General features: G+C 68.1%; 19 protein-coding genes and 1 pseudogene. 10 read left to right on the top strand and 10 right to left on the bottom strand.

Translation table 11 applies throughout. The features are described from left to right. Positions 1-50 precede the first annotated feature (50 nt). From ACWGDB_RS33725 to ACWGDB_RS33695, 7 genes are all read left to right on the top strand, one after another. Positions 51-1,010, top strand: coding sequence for an STM4015 family protein (locus ACWGDB_RS33725; RefSeq protein WP_453825937.1), 960 nt, complete (start codon positions 51-53; stop codon positions 1,008-1,010). Next, entirely contained in the window at positions 1,007-2,176 is a 1,170-nt protein-coding gene (locus ACWGDB_RS33720) for an STM4014 family protein (protein WP_453825936.1), read from the top strand. Before ACWGDB_RS33725 ends, ACWGDB_RS33720 begins: the two co-directional genes overlap by 4 nt. 67 nt (positions 2,177-2,243) lie before the next feature. Then, entirely contained in the window at positions 2,244-3,059 is an 816-nt protein-coding gene (locus ACWGDB_RS33715) for an STM4013/SEN3800 family hydrolase (RefSeq protein ID WP_453825993.1), read from the top strand. Next, positions 3,056-4,393 carry an STM4012 family radical SAM protein gene (locus ACWGDB_RS33710; RefSeq protein WP_453825935.1) on the top strand — a complete coding sequence of 446 codons (1,338 nt, stop codon included), beginning with the start codon at positions 3,056-3,058 and terminating at the stop codon, positions 4,391-4,393. The genes ACWGDB_RS33715 and ACWGDB_RS33710 overlap by 4 nt, the downstream gene beginning before the upstream one ends. Before the next feature lie 10 nt (positions 4,394-4,403). Then, positions 4,404-5,315: an STM4011 family radical SAM protein gene (locus ACWGDB_RS33705; RefSeq protein ID WP_453825934.1), complete on the top strand. Its 912-nt coding sequence runs from the start codon at positions 4,404-4,406 to the stop codon at positions 5,313-5,315. A 124-nt stretch (positions 5,316-5,439) separates the two neighbouring features. Next, positions 5,440-5,856, top strand: a complete 417-nt coding sequence (locus ACWGDB_RS33700; protein WP_453825992.1) for a hypothetical protein — start codon at positions 5,440-5,442, stop codon at positions 5,854-5,856. Between the two features lie 269 nt (positions 5,857-6,125). Then, positions 6,126-8,525, top strand: a complete 2,400-nt coding sequence (locus ACWGDB_RS33695; protein WP_453825933.1) for an RICIN domain-containing protein — start codon at positions 6,126-6,128, stop codon at positions 8,523-8,525. 38 nt (positions 8,526-8,563) lie between these two features. Here ACWGDB_RS33695 and ACWGDB_RS33690 read toward each other — a convergent pair whose 3' ends face one another. From ACWGDB_RS33690 to ACWGDB_RS33670, 5 genes and pseudogenes are all read right to left on the bottom strand, one after another. Then, positions 8,564-9,148 carry an SMI1/KNR4 family protein gene (locus ACWGDB_RS33690; RefSeq protein ID WP_453825932.1) on the bottom strand — a complete coding sequence of 195 codons (585 nt, stop codon included), beginning with the start codon at positions 9,146-9,148 and terminating at the stop codon, positions 8,564-8,566. A 244-nt stretch (positions 9,149-9,392) separates the two neighbouring features. Next, complete coding sequence (locus ACWGDB_RS33685) at positions 9,393-10,091, bottom strand: YoaK family protein (RefSeq protein WP_453825931.1); 699 nt, start codon at positions 10,089-10,091, stop codon at positions 9,393-9,395. Between the two features lie 195 nt (positions 10,092-10,286). After that, positions 10,287-10,649 carry a VOC family protein gene (locus tag ACWGDB_RS33680; RefSeq protein WP_453825930.1) on the bottom strand — a complete coding sequence of 121 codons (363 nt, stop codon included), beginning with the start codon at positions 10,647-10,649 and terminating at the stop codon, positions 10,287-10,289. 183 nt (positions 10,650-10,832) lie between these two features. After that, on the bottom strand, positions 10,833-11,468 hold the full coding sequence (locus ACWGDB_RS33675) for a GNAT family N-acetyltransferase (RefSeq protein ID WP_453825929.1): 636 nt from the start codon (positions 11,466-11,468) through the stop codon (positions 10,833-10,835). Positions 11,469-11,599: 131 nt separating this feature from the next. Further along, positions 11,600-12,120 (bottom strand): annotated as a pseudogene (locus tag ACWGDB_RS33670) (hypothetical protein). A gap of 202 nt (positions 12,121-12,322) precedes the next feature. On the opposite strand from ACWGDB_RS33670, the gene ACWGDB_RS33665 reads away from it, so the two are divergent. Further along, positions 12,323-12,676: a DUF2750 domain-containing protein gene (locus ACWGDB_RS33665; RefSeq protein WP_453825928.1), complete on the top strand. Its 354-nt coding sequence runs from the start codon at positions 12,323-12,325 to the stop codon at positions 12,674-12,676. On the opposite strand, the gene ACWGDB_RS33660 is transcribed toward ACWGDB_RS33665, so the two are convergent. From ACWGDB_RS33660 to legP, 5 genes are all read right to left on the bottom strand, one after another. Then, positions 12,642-13,471, bottom strand: a protein-coding gene (locus ACWGDB_RS33660; protein WP_453825991.1) for an IS5 family transposase whose coding sequence is annotated in 2 segments (ribosomal slippage) — positions 12,642-13,145 and positions 13,148-13,471 — 828 coding nt in all. Because the reading frame shifts where the segments join, the coding sequence is not laid out codon by codon here. The genes ACWGDB_RS33665 and ACWGDB_RS33660 overlap by 35 nt on opposite strands. Before the next feature lie 144 nt (positions 13,472-13,615). Further along, a complete protein-coding gene (locus tag ACWGDB_RS33655; RefSeq protein WP_453825927.1) occupies positions 13,616-14,080 on the bottom strand; it encodes a carboxypeptidase regulatory-like domain-containing protein in 465 nt (154 codons plus the stop codon). A gap of 99 nt (positions 14,081-14,179) precedes the next feature. Further along, a complete protein-coding gene (locus ACWGDB_RS33650) occupies positions 14,180-14,521 on the bottom strand; it encodes a YbaY family lipoprotein (RefSeq protein WP_453825926.1) in 342 nt (113 codons plus the stop codon). Continuing rightward, the gene (locus ACWGDB_RS33645) at positions 14,518-15,510 is read right to left on the bottom strand and encodes an MvdC/MvdD family ATP grasp protein (RefSeq protein WP_453825925.1); all 993 of its coding nucleotides are present in this window, start codon (positions 15,508-15,510) and stop codon (positions 14,518-14,520) included. Before ACWGDB_RS33645 ends, ACWGDB_RS33650 begins: the two co-directional genes overlap by 4 nt. Further along, positions 15,507-16,754: a Dot/Icm T4SS effector Zinc-dependent metalloprotease LegP gene (gene legP / locus ACWGDB_RS33640; RefSeq protein WP_453825924.1), complete on the bottom strand. Its 1,248-nt coding sequence runs from the start codon at positions 16,752-16,754 to the stop codon at positions 15,507-15,509. The genes ACWGDB_RS33645 and legP overlap by 4 nt, the downstream gene beginning before the upstream one ends. A gap of 522 nt (positions 16,755-17,276) precedes the next feature. Here legP and ACWGDB_RS33635 point away from each other — a divergent pair. Next, entirely contained in the window at positions 17,277-18,026 is a 750-nt protein-coding gene (locus ACWGDB_RS33635; protein WP_453825923.1) for a hypothetical protein, read from the top strand. Positions 18,027-18,063: 37 nt separating this feature from the next. Then, the coding region (locus tag ACWGDB_RS33630) for a transposase (protein ID WP_453825990.1) at positions 18,064-18,200 on the top strand (137 nt) is incomplete at its 3' end.

The following is an 18,200-nucleotide window of genomic DNA, read 5'->3' as shown; positions in this document are numbered from 1 at the left end:
AGAACTGCCGACATCACAGACCGCACACTCTTCCTCCTCGGGAGCGGCGCATGACCATCGGTGACCACCTCGACCTGTTCCACGGAATGCCCGCGCACAACTTTCCGGGCCCGGACGCGACGACGGACGACCTGCCCGAGCCGGACTCCGTCGCCTGGCGGATAACCAGCGACGTGTACGACGCCGACGAGGAGTGGCAGAAGGCGTTCTCCCGGTTCTGCGCCGCCGTCGACACCACTCGGGTGCGGGCGCTGATAGTGGGGGCCTGGCAGGAGGCGTACGACTCCGACCCCTCCCCCGTCATCGAGGCACTGTTGGCCGCCCGGGACCGGTTCCCCGCGCTGCGTGCGCTGTTCCTCGGGGACATGGTGATGGAGGAGTGCGAGATCTCCTGGATCAACCAGACCGACGTGTCTCCGCTTCTCGCCGGGTTCCAGGCGTTGGAGGAGTTCGGTGTGCGGGGTGGGTCGGGGCTGGAGTTCACGGCACTGAGTCACAGCGCGCTGCGTACGCTCGTCGTGGAGACTGGTGGTCTGCCCGCCGAGGTGGTGCGCGGCATCGGCGCGAGTGACCTGCCCGCCCTGGAGTTCCTCGACCTGTGGCTCGGCACGCCCGACTACGGCGGCGACAGTGAGGCTTCCGACCTGGAGCCGATCCTGTCGGGCGCGCGGCTGCCGCGCCTGCGTCATCTTGCGCTGCGCAACAGTGAGATGCAGGACGCGGTGGCCGCGGCTGTGGCTTCCGCTCCCGTGGTGGAGCGCCTGGAAGTGCTGGATCTGTCCATGGGGGTGCTGACCGACGAGGGAGCCACCGCGCTGCTGAGCGGTCAGCCTCTGACTCACCTGAGAAAGCTCGACCTGCACCATCACTACCTCAGCCAGGCGGTCGAGGAGCGGGTGCGCCAGACGCTCGAGGCCGCGGGCGTTCAGGTCGACCTCGATCGCGACGACGCTGAGGAGGACACGGAGGACGACGGCACGGTCTGGCGTTACGTCGCGGTGGGCGAGTGAGTACACCTTCCGTGGCCCCGCTGGTTTCCCGTCCCGCCGCGTCGCGTTTCGCCGTGGTCGGCAATCCCGAGAACCGGCGGGTGTCCCTCTTCGCGGACGCGGTGCGCGCGGTCGGCCTGCCCGGCCCGCGCGTCGTCGCCTGGAGGGACGTCCTGCGTGACGGCGGAGCCGACTTCGCCTCGGACGAGATCGTGCGGGTCGACTCCCCCGGCGAGAATCTCGAGGTCGACCGGATGTTGCGGGGCACCACGGATCCCACCCGGGTCGAGGGCTCGGCCCGCTGGTACGCCCGCTTCACCGCCGCGCTGCGCACCCTGCGCGGCGGCGTCCGCCTCGACGACCCCGACGATCTCGCCGCGCTGTTCGACAAGCGCGCCTGCCACGGCCTGCTCGACGCGGCAGGTGTGCCGGTACCCGCTTCGCCCACCTCGGGCCCGGGCGGGGCGCCGGTGCGCGGCTGGGACGACGTACGGTCGCTGATGCGCGAGCACCGAATGCCGCGGCTGTTCGTCAAGCTCGCTCACGGGTCGTCGGCGTCAGGAGTACTCGCCGTCGAGACGGGCGGCGGCGGCCGGATCAGGGCCACCACATCCGTCGAGCTCGCCCCGGACGGCACGCTCCACAACTCCCTCCGGGTGCGTCGCTACGACAGTGAGCGGGACATCGCCACCATCGTCGACGCGCTCGCGCCCGACGGGCTGCACCTGGAGCGCTGGGTTCCCAAGGCCTCCCAGCAGGGCCGGGCCGCCGACCTGCGCGTGGTCGTGGTGGCCGGCCGGGCCACCCACGCCGTGGTCCGCACCAGCCGTACACCCCTGACCAATCTGCACCTCGGCGGCAGGCGGGGCGATCTAGCCACCGCCCGGCAATCCGTCGGCGGGGCGGGCGGCCGCTGGACCGACGTACTGGAGGTGTGCGAGCGGGCCGCGGCCTGCTTCCCGCGCACCCTGTGTGTCGGTGTGGACCTGCTGCCGGCGATCGGCTGGCGCAGGGCCTTCGTCGGCGAGGTCAACGCCTTCGGGGACCTGCTGCCCCGGCTGACCGGACTCCCCGGCAGCGGCGCGGAAGGCCTGGACACGTATGCCGCCCAGGTGAAGGCCGCCCTGCGCGAACCGGCCCCACCCGGCCCGCTCCACCAGTACAGAACAGGAACATCCCATGCCTGAGCCCGACGTGCAGGAACTTCCCGCGCCTGCGCCCTACTTGCGGGAAGGCTCCATGCCTGAGCCCGACATGAACGAGGTCGTCGGCCACCACGACATCCTGCTGGTCACCCTCGACACGCTGCGCCATGACGTGGCCGTCGAGCTGGCGGCCGAGGGGCGTATCCCGAACCTCGCACGCCACCTGCCCGGCGGCCGCTGGGAGAAGCGTCACGCGCCGGGCAGCTTCACCTACGCCTCGCACCAGGCGATCTTCGCGGGTTTCCTGCCGACTCCGGCCGAACCGGGGCCACACCCGCGGCTGTTCGCGGCGAGCTTCGCGGGCAGTGAGACCACCGCTGACGGCACCTTCGTCTACGACACCCCGGAGTTCGTCTCCGGACTCGCCCAGCAGGGCTACCGGACCGTCTGCATCGGAGGCGTCGGCTTCTTCAACAAGCAGGGCCCGCTCGGGGCCGTACTGCCCGGGCTGTTCCAGGAGGCGTACTGGGAGCGGGAGTTCGGCGTGACCTCGCCGCACTCCTTCGAGAACCAGGTCGCCCGCGCCGAGCAGGTCGTCGCCGGCCTCCCCGCAGAGCAGCGGCTGTTCCTCTTCGTCAACGTCTCCGCGCTGCACCAGCCCAACTGGTTCCACCTGCCCGGCGCGACCCGCGAGGCAGGTGACACGCGCGAGACGCACGCCGCCGCGCTGGAGTACGTCGACGGGCACATCGGCCGGCTCTTCGCCGCCGCGAGTTCCCGGCGCCGCTGCTTCGCGATCGTCTGCTCCGATCACGGCACCGCCTACGGCGACGACGGCTACACCGGTCACCGCCTCGGCCACGAGTCCGTGTGGACCGTGCCGTACGCCCACTTCTTCCTCGACCCCGTCAAGGCCCCGCGATGACCACCGACCAGCTCACCAGCCCGTACCAGCACTACGTGTACGCCTACCCGCACAAGACGGCCTACCGCCGGCTGTCCGACCCGCCAGATCTACGGTCTCTGTGGGCGGCGCAGGACAAGAGCGCCCTGGCCCTCTACCTGCACATACCGTTCTGCGAGGTGCGCTGCGGCTTCTGCAACCTCTTCACCCGCATCGGCGCCCCCGACGGCCTGACATGCGCGTACCTCGACGCCCTTCAGCGGCAGGCCGACGCAGTACGCGAAGCACTGGGCGACGGCGAGCCGGTGCGGTTCGCCACCGCCGCCTTCGGCGGGGGCACCCCCACCTTCCTCACCGCGGCCGAGCTGGAACGCCTCTGCGACATCGCCGAGCAGGGCATGGGCGCCGACCTCCGTGCGATCCCGCTGTCCGTCGAGGCCTCCCCCGCCACGGCCACCGCGGACCGTCTCGCGGTCCTGGCCGAGCGCGGCACCACCCGGCTCAGCCTCGGCATCCAGAGCTTCATCGACTCCGAAGCGAGGGCCGCCGTACGGCCGCAGCGCCGCGCCGACGTCGACGCGGCGCTCGCCCGGATCCGCGACACGGCCATCCCGGTCCTGAACATCGACCTCATCTACGGCATCGACGGCCAGACCGAGCAGACCTGGCTACGGTCCCTGGACGCCGCCCTGGCCTGGCAGCCGGAGGAGCTGTACCTCTACCCGCTCTACGTCAGGCCCCTGACCGGACTCGACCGCCACCGCGCCGCGGACGGCCCCGACCCGGACTGGGACACCCAGCGGCTGCGCCTGTACCGCGCAGGCCGCGACCACCTCCTCGCCCACGGCTACACCCAGCAGTCGATGCGGATGTTCCGCCGTACCGACGGTCCGCAGCAGGGCGCCGACGACTACGCCTGCCAGAGCGACGGCATGATCGGTCTGGGTTGCGGCGCCCGCTCGTACACGTCCGACCTGCACTACTCCTTCGACTACGCGGTCGGCATGCACGAGGTCCGCGGGATCATCGACGACTACGTCGCCACCACCGACTTCGCCCGCGCCGAGGTCGGCTACCGCATGGACCCGCACGAGGCGCGCCGCCGCCACCTGTTGCAGTCCCTCCTCCAGGCCGAAGGCTTGCCCGTCGAGGACTACCAGGCCCGCTTCGGCACCGCACCACTCGACGACTTCGGCACGGAACTGCATCGCCTGGCCGACCGGGGCTGGCTGGCCGAGGCCGCCTCCGCGCACCTGCGGCTCACCCCGGAGGGACTCGCCCACTCCGACGCCGTGGGACCCGAGCTGTTCTCCCCCGCCGTCCGGGCCGCCATGGCCGCCTACGAAAGGAAGTGACCGGTCCGCCATGGATCTGACCGTCCTCTACCGCGGCCCGCTCGCTTCCTGCGACTACGACTGTCCCTACTGCCCGTTCGCCAAGCGACGGGACTCCACCGCACAACTGCGCGCCGACCGGGCCGCCCTGGAACGCTTCGCCCGCTGGGCGGCCGACAGCGACGACCGGTTGTCCCTGCTGTTCACACCGTGGGGCGAGGGCCTGGTCCGCTCCTGGTACCGGCGCACCCTCGCCGAGTTGTCTCACCTGCCGCACATCCGCCGCGTCGCCATCCAGACGAACCTCAGCTGCCGCACCGACTGGCTCGCTGACGCCGACCCGGAAACCCTTGCCCTGTGGTGCACCTACCACCCGGGCCAGACCCCCTACGACCGCTTCCTGGCCAAGTGCCACGACCTCACCGACCGCGGGATCCGCTTCAGCGTCGGCATCGTCGGCCTGCCCGACCACCTGGAGGCGGCCCGCCGCCTGCGCGCCGAGCTACCCGCACACGTATACCTGTGGATCAACGCAGCCGAGGGCCACACCTACCAGGACGCCGAGGCCGACGACTGGACCGCCCTCGATCCCCTCTTCCCCTACAGCCGCCACCCGCACGCCAGCGCCGGCCTGCCCTGCCGCACCGGGGAGTCCGTGATCTCGGTCGACGGTGACGGCACCGTCCGCCGCTGCCACTTCGTCCGAGCCGAACTGGGCAACCTCTACGACGGCTCCTACCGCGCCGCCCTGCGCCCCCGTCCCTGCCCACTGACGGTCTGCGACTGCCACATCGGTTACGTCCACCTCGAAACCCTGCCGCTCTACGACGTCTTCGCCGGCGGGGTCCTGGAACGCATCCCGGCCCACCCAGGCGAACCACAGCCCGCCCGGGCCGTGACCATCACTCCCCGGAGCAGCCGCGACGTCCGCAGAGCAATTTGATCGCGGGGGGACCTGCTGGGGGCGTGTTCGGCTTGTTCCGTAGGATCACTGCATGCCCACCGCCGAACGCGTGACCCGGTCCGCGCTTTCCCGCCGCCTCAAGCCGATATCCGCCCCTCAGCCGATGCCGCAACTGCCGCAGCGGGTCTGGTCGGATGAGGACTGGGAGCAGATCCAGCGCGGCTACGCGGCGCGGGGCATGGACGAGAAGTGGTACGTCTTCGCGGAAGACGAGGTTGTCTTCCTGCACCGAAGCTGGACCGGTCGCGGAGTTTTCGAAGCGACCTTCGCGCCGACGGACGACGGTGGTTGGCGGATCGCCAGTGCGGTCGTGGAACGCGACCCCAAGCGCTACCGAGGCACGGACGACGAGTACGACTGCCTCATGCTCGAGCTGGTGATCAGCGCCATCGTGCTGGGCGAACCGGCGCAGGACCTCCGCTCGATGTTGGTCGAGTTGACGGGCCGGGGGTCCGGGGCGGCCGATGCGCCCGCCGGGGTGATTCAGCACAGCGCTCTGGGGCTGCGCTCGGATTCCTAGCCGGCAGTTCATGACGGTCGGGTAGCCGTCCGGCAGGCCGTTCCCTACTACAACTTCCCTCCTGCCTACGTCCGTTCAGCGCGAACGCGCGGGCGGTTCACCACTGCATCCTTTGGTGCGCTACCCCTGGACAGGTCTCTTCGGGCGTGCTGTCATGCCAACGGTCGGGAATTTCTAACGTTGCAGAGGCGCGTTGCTCGTGCACCTGAGGGTGAGACAACGTTGTCCCCGCTCATCGTCGGCTCCCTTCCCGAAAGCAGGTCGTCCACATGTCCATCAGCAGACGGGCGTTACTAGGCGCGGGCTCGTTCTCGCTGGGAGCCGCCGCTCTCGGCACCTCGTTCGCCGGAGTCGCGGCGGCGGCGCCCGCTCCGTCGGCCGAGACCCGCGTACCCGACAAGTTCCACAGGCTTCGGCCGGGCAGCGTCACCGCCCGTGGATGGCTCGCCGGGCAACTCCGGTTGCAACTCGACGGTCTGTGCGGTCGCTTCGAGGCCGGCTCCCACTTCCTCGACTTCTCGGCCACCGGCTGGGTGCACCCCGAGCGCAATGCCTGGGAAGAGGTCCCCTACTGGTTGCGCGGCTACATTCCGCTGGCGATCGCCACGCGCGACGCCGGTGCGCTGGCCAGGTCGCGCGAGTGGGTGGACGCCATCCTCGCCACGCAGCAGAGCGACGGTTTCTTCGGGCCGCGCGCGCTGCGCTCCTCCCTCAACGGCGGCCCCGACTTCTGGCCCTTCCTGCCGCTGATGCAAGCCCTGCGAAGCCATGAGGAGTACACCGGCGATCAGCGCGTGGTGCCCTTCCTGGTCCGCTTCCTGCGCTTCATGAACGATCAGGGGCCCGGCGCCTTCAACACCAGCTGGGTGTCCTATCGCTGGGGCGACGGACTCGACATCGCCGTATGGCTCCACCGCCGTACCGGTGAGTCGTTCCTGCTCGACCTCGCGGCCAAGATGCACACCCACGGAGCCGACTGGACCGGCGTCACCCCGAGCCGGCACAACGTCAACATCGCCCAGGGATTCCGTGAGCCCGCCCAGTACGCGCAGGTCATCGACTCGGCCGACCTCACCCGGGCGACCTACCGTGCCTACGACGCCGTCATGGCCGAGTACGGCAGGTTCCCCGGTGGAGGGATGGCGGGGGACGAGAACTACCGGCCCGGTTTCACGGATCCCCGCCAGGGCTTCGAAACCTGCGGCATCGTCGAGTTCATGGCCAGCCACGAGCTGCTTACGCGGATCACCGGTGATCCCGTGTGGGCGGACCGCTGCGAGGACCTGGCGTTCAACATGCTCCCCGCGTCCCTGGACCCGGACGGTACATCCATCCACTACATCACCAGCGCCAACAGCATCGACCTCGACAACGGGACCAAGACGCAGGGCCAGTTCCAGAACGGCTTCGCCATGCAGGCCTTCCAGGCCGGCGTCGACCAGTACCGCTGCTGCCCTCACAACTACGGCATGGGCTGGCCGTACTTCACCGAGGAACTCTGGCTCGCCACCCCTGACGGCGGCCTCGCCGCCGCGCTCTACGCACCCAACTCGGTCCGTACCCAGGTCGCCGGCGGCACGACCGTGACCGTCACCGAGACCACCGACTACCCCTTCGGGGACACGGTCACCCTCACCGTCTCCACGCCCCGCCCGGTGCGGTTCCCCCTGCACCTGCGCATCCCCGGCTGGTGCCACAGCCCCGAGCTCCGCGTGAACGGCACCGCGGTCGCGGCCTCGGACGGCCCCTCCTGGGCACGCGTGGAACGCACCTGGCGCGAGGGAGACGTCGTCCGCGTCCGCTTCCCCCAGCAGGCCCGGCTGCGCGGCTGGCCCGATCAGCACGGCGCCGTGAGCGTCGAGCGAGGCCCGCTCACGTACTCCCTGAACCTCGGGGAACGCTATGAGCGCATTGGTGGAACCGACACCTTCCCTGCTTACGAGGTTCACGCCACGACCCCGTGGAACTACGGCCTGGTCCCGGACACGCAGCTCACCGTCACTCAGACCGGTTCCGCCGTGCCGGACCAGCCCTTCACTCCCCAGGCCTCGCCCGTGCGGATCTCAGCGCAGGCCCGGCGCATACCGGAATGGATCGCGGACGACGAACACGTCGTCACCCCGCTCCAGGACAGCCCGGCCCGCAGTTCCGCCCCCGTGGAAGCCGTCACCCTCATCCCCTCGGGTGCGGCCCGCCTGCGCATTGCCTCCCTCCCCACGGCAGCCCCCGACGGCAGGCTGTGGACCCCGGAACCGCCCTTCCGCCGTCTGACGAACAGGAACAGCGGCAAAGTCCTCGCCGTGGACGGGATGTCCACGGAGAACAGCGCCCGTGTCGTGCAGTTCGCCAACACCGGTACCGGCGACCACGCCTGGCAGCTCATCGACAAGGGCGACGGCTGGTGCCTGATCCGCAACGGCCACAGCGGCAAGGTCCTCGGCGTCGACCACATGTCGACGGAGAACAGCGCCGTCGTCGTGCAGTTCGAGGACAACGGAACAGTCGATCATCTCTGGAGGCTGATCGACAACGGCGACGGCTGGTACCGCGTCCTCAACAAGCACAGCAACAAGGTGCTGGGCGTGGACGGCATGTCGACCGCCGACAGCGCGCAAGTGGTCCAGTTCGACGACAACGGCACGGCCGATCACCTCTGGCGCTTTCTGTGAGAGCGCGAGCGCGCTTGTTGCTTGCGGCGGAAGCTTGTTCAGCCGTCCGGGCGCACGTGGCCCGCCTCCGCGTCATACCAGGGCTTGCCTGACGCCCAATGCCTCACCCAACCGGCAAATCCCGGCAAAGCCGTCGTGAATCCGAACTGCGCTCCAAAGGGGACAGCCCCGACGTCAGTGACCTGCCAGACGTGCCCGCGATGAGCGCCCGTCACAATCAGGTGCCAGGTCATAGCGCACCCGTCCGTGCCCAGGACGATCGAGCCGTGGTCGTCCACCTGCTCAAGACGCTCGTCCGTATCCAGATCCGGATCTGCGTCGTCCTCCCACAGCCAGGCTTCTGTCAGCGGGAACGGCTTGCTCAGATCGCGGTCCCGCTGATCGCCATCCCAGTCAGCGGGCAGCTTCGCCAACGGCAGGAGCCCGTATTCCGGCGGTCCGGAGGCGGAGCCGTCCGCTATCTCGGCCACGAAGGTCCGGTACGGCTCGGGCAGCTCGATCCCATGCTCTGCCTCGAAGGCTGCCACGGAGTCCCAGCCGAGGGCCGGCTCTGCTCCGTCGTCGCCGGAGAAGGTCGCGCGTAGTAGGGCCAGTTCGGCGACGTCGACACGATCAATGGTCATGCGGCAGGAATACCATCCCGCTGTGACAACGCCCCCCGCGGCGGGGACGCTGATCAGATCGACCATCTACACGGACGTGCAGGTCGTCCAGCAGCAGCGCCCCAGTCACCGGTGACATTCGCGAGTCGGTGGCGGCTCGGTAGCGGACCTCCTCGCTCGGATCGCGGCTGAGCCGCTCCACCGGTTCGGGCGTGGACGCCGGGTCGTCGAGAACGAGTCTGCGCATGTGCGGGTTCGGGTCGCTTCATGTCCCGCCATCACTCACCAGTGGGCGGCACATGAGGATGTGTGCGACAGACAGGGCAAGTACGACGGCCGCGACGACGACGAGCGCCCGCCCTGTTCCCCAGGGCACCATGAGCGTACCCGCCACTCCACCGAGGACCAATCCGCCCACGGTCGCGGCGAGGGGAGTACGTGCGACCCGTTGCCCTACCGCGTCTGTGCCTCGGAGCGCGCGCGGTCTCCCGACAAACTCTGCGATCAGTTTCACCATGGACATCTGGGCAAGCAGGGTCGGCATCTCCGCTACGCCGAACAGCAGAATGGTCACGGCCCGCATGCCCATCGCGAAGGAGACGATGGCAATGGCCACCAAGTCCGGGTCGTTCGTCAGCGACCCTGTTCCGTGACGCCACAGGACCAGCGCCCCCGCAGCTCCGAGAAGGACAGACTCGGAGATCAGGGCGACGGAAAACCACCCACGTCCGCGGCTGTCGATCTGTCGAGACGCCCAAGTGGTCGCTGCAGCACCGCAGGCGAACGCGATCAGTGCCGCAGCAGGCCGGGCGACTGGCACCTGGCCCTCTCCAACCAGGGCGAAGGACAGGAACAGCAGGTTGCCCGTCGTGAGCGCAGCGAACAGGTGCCCCATGGTCAGGAAGGTGATCGCATCCACCGCACCCGCAACCACGGTGAGGGCAGCCGTGATCGCGAGTTCCACTGGTGGTGCGGAGGGCATTTCTGCGGGCATGGGGCAGTGTGAGCAAACAATCGACCGACCGACTCGGCGACACGCTGGCATGCAACGCTGCAGGCCGGATCATTCGCAAGGGCGCCGGGTCGGTCGTGGCTTGGCGGCTCGCGCAGATGCCGCTGCTATCCGTGCAGGGCAGGAGCAGGGCGAACGCCGCCTGACCTAGTCGTCGTCGCGGCACAGACAGAAAGGGTGGCCGGCCGGGTCAAACAGCACGCGGACGTTTTCCTGCGGCTGGAACTCCGCCACGGTGGCCCCCAGGGCGACCGCCTCGGCGACCGCTGAGTCCAGTTCGCCGACCTGGAAGTCGAAGTGCATCATCGGGCGTTGGTCGCCGTCACCAGGTGGCCACACCGGAGCCCGATAACCCTCCGCCTGCTGGAACACGAAGAACGGTCCTTGCGGGGAGGCTGCCACGATGGCCGTTCCCGGCTCTTCGTGCCCGATGTGCCAACCGAGAAGTTCAGCGTAGAACTTTGCCAAGCCACCAGGGTCCGGCGCTTCGATCGTGGTCCCCCACCACATGCCGCCTGTCCGAGATCGCATGCTTGAGCCTATCTGAGGCCCCCTACACGCGCTGAAACCACCCATCAGCTCTGGAGCGACTCAGCTCGCGCAACGCGACCGGGCGAACTTGCGCTGATGCGGCACGGGCCGGCGACGGTCTTGATCCGTGGCTCCTGGCCCGGAGACCGAGGCCGACTGCACCTAGGCAGTCGACCACTCCGCGGGATCGGCCGGTCCTGGGTCTGTGGCCAGGCGGGCGTGCAAGTGCTCATCGTGGTACGCGCCATCACCGAAGCGATGTGAGTCGCGCAGCGTGCCCTCTGGGAGGTAGCCGCAGCGGTGGGCCACCCGGCAGGAGGCTTTGTTGCCGACGGCGTGGGCGATCTCGATCCGGCGGGCATCAGCTGTACGGAAGGCCCAGGTCGTTACCGCCCTCGTTGCCCGGGTGGCCACGCCCCGTCCGCGGGCAGTCGGCAAGGTCCAGTATCCGATCATCGCTAGACCGTCCGCGCGGTCGACCCACCGAACGGTAACTCCGCCCAGCAGGACGCCGTCCGCAGCGTTCCGCGCAGCAAAGGACGCACTCACACCGGAGTCCCAACCACCCTCTCGAACTTCCAGCCATCCAAGGGCGTCATCGCGGTCCGATATCGCGAGAGGGTTCCACAGGGCGATCAGCGGATCCGCCGCAGCGACGATCAGGCCGTCCACCAGCGTGTCCGGCTCGGCGCTTGCCCGCCCCCACGGGCGCAGCAGAATATCGCCCAGGTCCAGCGTGGTGCGGTAAAACGTCCGCGGGTCGGGATCGGCTGAGTGGTGGTGGCCGGAGGTACTCATGGCGCCCTTCCTACACGTCCAACGACGCCTTCCGCCAGCCATTTCAGCCGGTCACAAACCCGTGGTCGACCAGGATGCCGGACGCCGACAGGACGTCCTCCCTCGGGATTGGCCTGGTCCCACAAGGAGAGTCAGGACGGTGCGGCGGAGCGGGAGAGTGAGGCGGCGAAGCTGGCCAAGGCGGTGAAGTCGTCCGGCCGCAAGCCGATGCGTGGGTTGACGTGATGGAGCAGCGCCGGGGCCGGGTGGATGGTGGAGATGTAGGCGTGGTCGGCATCGGTCTGCTCGTCGTCCACCCAGGCGAAGGGCCGACCATCGGCGTAGGCCACCACAGGCGCGGACTTCCAGTGGACTCCGTCCGGCCGCTCGCGCATCAGGCTGTCGCCGAAGTCGACGAACGGCAGTGACGGGAGGCCGAGGAGCGGGCCGATCCACTGGTTGGCATCGCTCATCCAGGCGCTCGCCCAGCACAGCTCGAAGCCCAGGGTCAGCAGGGCCTCGCCGTGTCCGGGGTTGAGCCACATCGTCGCCGGCCGCCTGTACGACCGCGGGCTTCCCACTGCCGAAGAACCTTGTACCTCGGCCGGGAGCTGGACGTTGGTGTAGCCAGAGGCCCGTCGATGTCCAGAAACAGCAGTGGTCTCCGGCTCACAGTCCCCACCTTGTGTAGGTGGCCGTTTGCCCGCAGCGTAGCCCGGCGGACGGAGCACACGGGACTTCAGACGCAGGCTCCACGGCCGCTCTTGCGCATCGATCCGGACCCCGCACCGCAAAGCGGCGATCAGCTTGCTGAACTGACAAAGGCTTAGAACTCCTAACGAAATGAGTGTTGGAGAACGGTAGGCTCGGTGGCCATGAGTCAGAGCGGTTCGCAATCGGCGGCATTCTTCCGAGACGTCCGCCAAAGCAGCGTGGTCTGGCTTGTCCGGGATGACGACGGAAGCCCGACTCACCTCTCTGCGGACGGCACGCGAAGTCTTCCCTTCTGGTCGACCTCGCCCCGCGCCCAGAGGGCAGCAAAGATCTGGGGGCATGGGCTCCGCGTTGAGTCCGTGCCCTTGGACACCTGGTGCGATCGCGTACTGCCCGATGCCGCCCGGGATGGACTCGTGATCGGCATCAACTGGAGCGGGCCGCGCCTGGTCGGCTGGAGCTTCACTCCCAACGAAGTTCTTAACCGGCTATCGGCGGCTCACATAAGGACCTGAGTTGTCGGTGGGTGATCAGGCAGCAGGCGAGCTTGAGGAAGGCTTCGTGGATGTCAGCTCGTCTTTCCCAGCGGATGCGGAGCCGGCGGAAGCCATGTAGACAGGCGATGGTTCGCTCGACCACCCACCGGTAGGTGCCCAGGCCGATCCCGTGCAGAGCTCCGCGTCGGGCGATGGCGGGAACGATGCCGCGGGCGCGGACCTGGTCGCGGTAGACGTCGTGGTCGTAGCCGCGGTCGGCGAACAGGGAGTCGGGCCTGCGGCGGGGATGTCCGATCCTGCCGCGCACCGGCGGGACGGCGTCGAGCAGCGGCAGGAGCTGGGTGACGTCGTTGCGGTTGCCGCCGGTCAACAGGACGGCGAGCGGGGTGCCGTGGCCGTCGGTGATCACGTGGTGTTTCGAGCCGGCCCGCCCTCGGTCGACCGGCGACGGTCCCGTGTGGATCCCCCTTTTAACGCCCGAACGTGCGAGGAGTCGACCACGCACCTCGACCAGTCCAGTCGCGCGGCCGCGTTCAGCTCGGCTAGGAGCACTTCGTGCAGCCGCTGCCACACGCCCGCCTCGTTCCAGTCGCGGAGCCGGCGCCAGCACGTTATCCCCGAGCCGAACCCGAGTTCCTGAGGGAGGTGTTCCCACTGGATGCCGGTGTGCAGGACGTACAAGATCCCGCACAAGACCTCCCGGTCCGGCAACGGCTTCCGCCCCGGATACCTGAACCGCCTCGGCCGCTTCGGTAGCAGCGGCTCCAAGCTGTCCCACAACTCATCCGGCACGATCCAAGGCGACGCCCCCATACCGGGCGGAACGCTCAACTCCCCACATGGACACGGCCAGCAGGACCGAACCAGCTCATTGTGTTAGCCACTGTTAGCGCGGAGAACAGGACCAACCGGGAGTAACCGCTCTCTGTCATATGTAGTTGAGGACAGTGACAGCTCCTACTCCGCAGCTGCCCGGAAGTGCTCGATGAGCCGCTGCTGGATGTCCTGAAGTGTCCTGCTGGTTACTTTGAGGCTGGACAAACGAGAGGCTGCCGCGCGAGCGAACTCGGCACTCTGGCCGGTGTCACTCCACAGGCCCGTGGTGAAGAGATATCCGCTCAGGGCATCCACGGCTGAGTCCTCAGCGGCGCCATGCCCGGTGGGGAGTAGGTAGCGGTCGAAGGGGACCTCATCGCTGGCCACCACATTGGCCACCACAGAAGGATGCCAGGCGTGGGCGTTGTCCAGCGTTTCATGGGTGTCGAACCGTACGGTCACAACGTCTCCTGCGGGAATCGCCAGGTCGTACCGCCCCTCAGTATCGGTAAAGGTGTGTTCGACGAGAGTCAGGTCGCGATAGACACTGACCTTGATCATGGCGATCGGCTGCTGAGTGGTGATTGCATTTACTTGACCGAACATGAGTGTCTCCTGCATCTGCGGTCCGCTTGATTTCTGTGCCGGATGGCTCCCGTCGTCCCTTGGGTCGGGCTGCCCGACCGGTACACGGTTCGTATGCGGTCACACGACGCTGACCGGCGCTTCCAGCTCCTCAGCAAACTCTGTCCGGACCGGTATCGCTTGAGTGCTGAGCAGGTCGCCGGTTTCTACGATTCCACTCCCCGACCGGTCGATGTGGACGCGCAGTCCGTAGGAGGCGGAGGGGTCGAGGCCGGGCACGTTCACACTGAAGGGAACCCGGCCTCCCGGAGACAGCTGGATGTCCGTCTGGACCTGTGCCCCGACCACTGTGGACGGGGCGTCGGCCAGCGAAACGTCCCGTACCTCCACCAGAAGAGACGCGGCCGTTCCCGTCGGCGTGTCGGGTGGCAGGGCCACCAGACCGGTGATGGTGCCCGTCATGGCGTTCCACCTCGCAAAGACCCTGACACTGAGGCCGTGGCGGGCTCACGTCCGTCGAGATGAGCCAGGAGTGCGGCGACCTCCGCCGTGATGGGCAGACCGGTCCGTTCTTCCACGAACAACCACTGACCCGCCGGGTTCACCTCCAGAAAAACGTACTCCCCGCTGGAACGCCGCCGAAGATCGATGGCCCCGTATACCAGGCCCAGGTTGCGCATGAGACGCAGGAGGCCATCGCTGACGGCTGAAGGGAGGGTTACCGGTCGTACTCGAGCTTCGTGAACGACCATGCGCATGTCCACCGGATAGCCGGTCTGCGAGGCATCGATCTCGGCAGCGAAGACACGATCGCCCACAACAGTGACCCGCAGATCGGTTCCCGGCACGTACTCCTGAAAGATCACGGGGGCGTACCGCACCGCGTCCAGTGCCGCAAGATCCTCCGTGCGGACGAGCCGGGTCTCCCGCCACGCGTCGGCGGAGGCGATGAAGCCCTTGAAAACCGTACGGCCGAGGCCTGTCTCCTGGATGAAACGGCGAGCCCGCCCCGACTCGTTGGTGACCAGCGTACGAGGCAGGGTGAGCCCCACGCGGCGTGCCACTTCCCACTGGTAGGGCTTGTGATGGGCGACCCCGTCCAGGGCGGGTGGATTGATCCAGGTGCAGTTGAGCGAGTGGAACAGGCCGTGCAGCGCCTGGCCGGTCTCGTTCATCGCGAAGTGCTGGTCCCGGAGGGTGCGCAGTCCGCGGTCGACGGTGAAGGGGCGCACGCGCCGCCACCATGCGACGTGGCACCGGTCGAGCCGGACGTGGGCCGTCGGCGTTCGGACCGTGTAGACCGGTTCCCCGGCCGCGGCGTAGTCGAGAGTGATTTCGCCGCGGGCGGGGAAGTCGGCCAGGTCGAGGCGGACCACCTCACGCCCGTCCGCCTCCAATCGGCGCACTACCGCGCGCGCGTGGTCCTCGTCGTGCGAGACGACCAGGATCATCGAGGCTGCCCAGGGGCACCGACAGGTTGAGCTCCCGCCTGAGCCAGAAGCAGGTTGTAACTCGCCTGGACTGCGGACAGCCCTTGCTGCAGAACGGTGACCATCAGGCCCAACTGACGTACCTGTTCGGCCACTCCATCCGGCTGACCGGCCATCGCCGGTGACTGATGGGGCGTGGCCAGCACGAACGGACTGGACGGCGTCGCCGGGCTCATGAGGTCGAACCCTGGAGTCTTGGGAGGCAGCCCGTCGAATACGGGGTCCTTGGTTGCCTCCTTGAAGGTCGTGTCGACGACGGGATCCTTGGCCACTTCCTTGATCGTGGGCGTCACAGCGGCCGGATACATCATGTGGATTCCGTCGATGTCGCCCTGCGACAGCCCCGTGCGCTGCCCCATCGTCACACCCGGCGGGAGCGGCACGCGCGGAATGATGGTCGGCTGGTTCGGGTCGATCGCGAAGGCCGTCGCCGGATAGTGCATGAGCGAGCCGAAGTCGTACGGTCCCAGGTCGTCGCCGTCCGCGATGTGCTGTAGGAAGTTGTGCTGCATGTCCGGCTGGATGTTCGCGAACACGATCGTGACGTGCTGATCCCGGTCCTCACGGCTCTGCTCGTGCCACAGGCCCACGGCATGCCCGATCTCGTGGATGGTGTTGCCCGTGGAGCAGTTGGGACCCAGCGTGATGTTCTGCTGGCCGCCCCGTCGACCTACGTGCGAGGAGCACCCGCTGCCCGGCACGAAACGCACGAAGTCCGGGAACTGAGCCGCATTGGCAGACGTCCGCTCGACGAACCGCAATCGGGTACGCGAATGCCAGTGTGCGATGGCATCCGTGACACGCTCCTGCTTGGGCAGACCGGGATCGATCTCGAACGGGACCGTCGCGTTCGGCCAGCGACGCTGCTGATCCGGCCCGGCCGAGATACCGACGGACGCGAGCGGCCTGCTGTCGGCCGCTGCGGTCAGCTCTTCGACCGTGCCGAGCACGATGTCCCCTTCGAACATCGCCAGCCCCTCCACCTCGGCGTAGCGGAGGGCCTTGGGGCCAAACGTCGCACCGCTCACCAGCGTGGTTCCCGCGATGGGTCCTGACCGAAGCTCGCCGCTGCCCTCACGTCTGCGGGAGGGGGAGGATTTGCCGGCTGCCTGCTTTTTGGACGGTGTGGTCTTCTTGGCCGAAGGTGTGCTTCGGGCCGGGGTTTTCCTTGTGCGGCGGGAGGGTTCCGAGGCGTCGGGGCTCATGGATCACCTTCGTTACGGCGCGGGCTGGCAGTCTCGGGACGAAGACTGCGCTGCCAGCCTCTACGCTTCACACGACACATGGCTCGCCAAGCCCGCCCATGCGGGTGATGGCAGGCGTCTTCAGTCGGGTGCAGGGCTCCTGGAAGCTCTGGTGGGGCCTGCGCGGTGGCTGCCTGATCGCCTCATGGTTGGCGGTCAGCCGGGGCTGATCGGGCACGGCGGGCAAGGGCATGAGCGGCCGGCGCCTGTTTGCGGGGTTGGAACCCAAGCGCCCCGGCATTTGATTTCTTCCAAAGGACTGCGCCTTTTAAAGAGCACGCTTTAGGAGAGCCCTTGCCGGACGGCCTCCGGGCTGCAGGTCGCGTGTGGCCTGGATACCCTGAAGATGAGTCGGCATGACGAGCACTGCCGCACTTGCCGGGCCCGGATCGGAGTCACCATTCACGGGCCTTGCTTCGGAAGTCCCGCAGTGTCGGCACGAACGTAGGCGACGACGTCTGGGAACCGTGCGGGAGCTACGCCATGGACCTGTTGCCGGTCGAGATCAAGGTGAACATCGAAGGCGACGTCGCGGAGGCCCTATCGGCCCTCGGCACGTCGGGCCGCGCGATGACCAAACGTCGAATCTGGTTCGCTGAGGACCGCGACGGCATCGCCGAGGGACGAGTGCCCCTGCTGGACGCCGGCGTGATCGTGCGTTTCAGGATCGGGGGCGGTCCGGACGACCTGACCGTCAAGTTGCGTCCGTGCCTGCGGGAGCAGCTCGTCGGCCGGTTCTCCGCTCCGTTCAAGACGGAGCCGCTCACCTACAAGATCGAGGAGGACTGGTCGGGGAGCAAACGTGTACTGGCCGCCTCTCTGGTGCAGGATCACAGGCCCGGAAAGCTGTCGACCGCGCTGAAGCCCGGGGGCGATCCGGCCGCGGCGATCGACGCCCTGCAGGATCAGTTCCTGCACGCTTGCACTCCCGACCTCCGGCGCGATGGCCTGGTCGCGCTGGGGCCGGTTCACTCGATGAAGTTCGACGACGTCCCGCTCGGTGACCTGGACGTGGACCTGGAAGCATGGTCGGTCGCCGGCCTCGACTTCCTGGAGGCGTCGATCCGGGTGAAGCCCAAAGACGAGGACGATGCAGAGAAGCTGACGGCGCGGGCCGAACGCCGTCAGGAAAAGCTGAACGACGCGGTGCGGAAACGCGGTGTGACGCCCTCCGAACATCCCGACAGCAAGACCCAACGCATCCTCACCGCCTTGGCGGCGGCCCACGCCTAGGGCGTTTCGTTTAGATCATCGGATCGTTGGTCCGGGTGTGTCGTTGACTGACGCGCAGTGGGCGCGGATCGAGCCGTTACTCCCGGACCGGACGCCGATGCGTGGTGGCCGTTGGAGGGATCACCGGGAGGTGATCGACGCGATTGCCTTCAAGTTCCAGACCGGAACGCAGTG

This window comes from Streptomyces sp. NPDC055013, assembly GCF_053608645.1.
Note: the sequence above shows the minus strand (reverse complement) of the source record. Positions and strands in the feature narration are given on the sequence as shown.

What these genes read in the sequence shown, in the direction of transcription:
- ACWGDB_RS33725 (WP_453825937.1), top strand. Translation starts at nt 51, where the DNA reads ATGACCATCGGTGACCACCTCGACCTGTTCCACGGAATGCCCGCGCAC.
- ACWGDB_RS33715 (WP_453825993.1), top strand. Translation starts at nt 2,244, where the DNA reads ATGAACGAGGTCGTCGGCCACCACGACATCCTGCTGGTCACCCTCGAC.
- ACWGDB_RS33710 (WP_453825935.1), top strand. Translation starts at nt 3,056, where the DNA reads ATGACCACCGACCAGCTCACCAGCCCGTACCAGCACTACGTGTACGCC.
- ACWGDB_RS33705 (WP_453825934.1), top strand. Translation starts at nt 4,404, where the DNA reads ATGGATCTGACCGTCCTCTACCGCGGCCCGCTCGCTTCCTGCGACTAC.
- ACWGDB_RS33700 (WP_453825992.1), top strand. Translation starts at nt 5,440, where the DNA reads ATGCCGCAACTGCCGCAGCGGGTCTGGTCGGATGAGGACTGGGAGCAG.
- ACWGDB_RS33695 (WP_453825933.1), top strand. Translation starts at nt 6,126, where the DNA reads ATGTCCATCAGCAGACGGGCGTTACTAGGCGCGGGCTCGTTCTCGCTG.
- ACWGDB_RS33690 (WP_453825932.1), bottom strand. Translation starts at nt 9,148, where the DNA reads ATGACCATTGATCGTGTCGACGTCGCCGAACTGGCCCTACTACGCGCG.
- ACWGDB_RS33680 (WP_453825930.1), bottom strand. Translation starts at nt 10,649, where the DNA reads ATGTGGTGGGGGACCACGATCGAAGCGCCGGACCCTGGTGGCTTGGCA.
- ACWGDB_RS33675 (WP_453825929.1), bottom strand. Translation starts at nt 11,468, where the DNA reads ATGAGTACCTCCGGCCACCACCACTCAGCCGATCCCGACCCGCGGACG.
- ACWGDB_RS33665 (WP_453825928.1), top strand. Translation starts at nt 12,323, where the DNA reads ATGAGTCAGAGCGGTTCGCAATCGGCGGCATTCTTCCGAGACGTCCGC.
- ACWGDB_RS33655 (WP_453825927.1), bottom strand. Translation starts at nt 14,080, where the DNA reads ATGTTCGGTCAAGTAAATGCAATCACCACTCAGCAGCCGATCGCCATG.
- ACWGDB_RS33650 (WP_453825926.1), bottom strand. Translation starts at nt 14,521, where the DNA reads ATGACGGGCACCATCACCGGTCTGGTGGCCCTGCCACCCGACACGCCG.
- ACWGDB_RS33645 (WP_453825925.1), bottom strand. Translation starts at nt 15,510, where the DNA reads ATGATCCTGGTCGTCTCGCACGACGAGGACCACGCGCGCGCGGTAGTG.
- legP (WP_453825924.1), bottom strand. Translation starts at nt 16,754, where the DNA reads ATGAGCCCCGACGCCTCGGAACCCTCCCGCCGCACAAGGAAAACCCCG.
- ACWGDB_RS33635 (WP_453825923.1), top strand. Translation starts at nt 17,277, where the DNA reads ATGGACCTGTTGCCGGTCGAGATCAAGGTGAACATCGAAGGCGACGTC.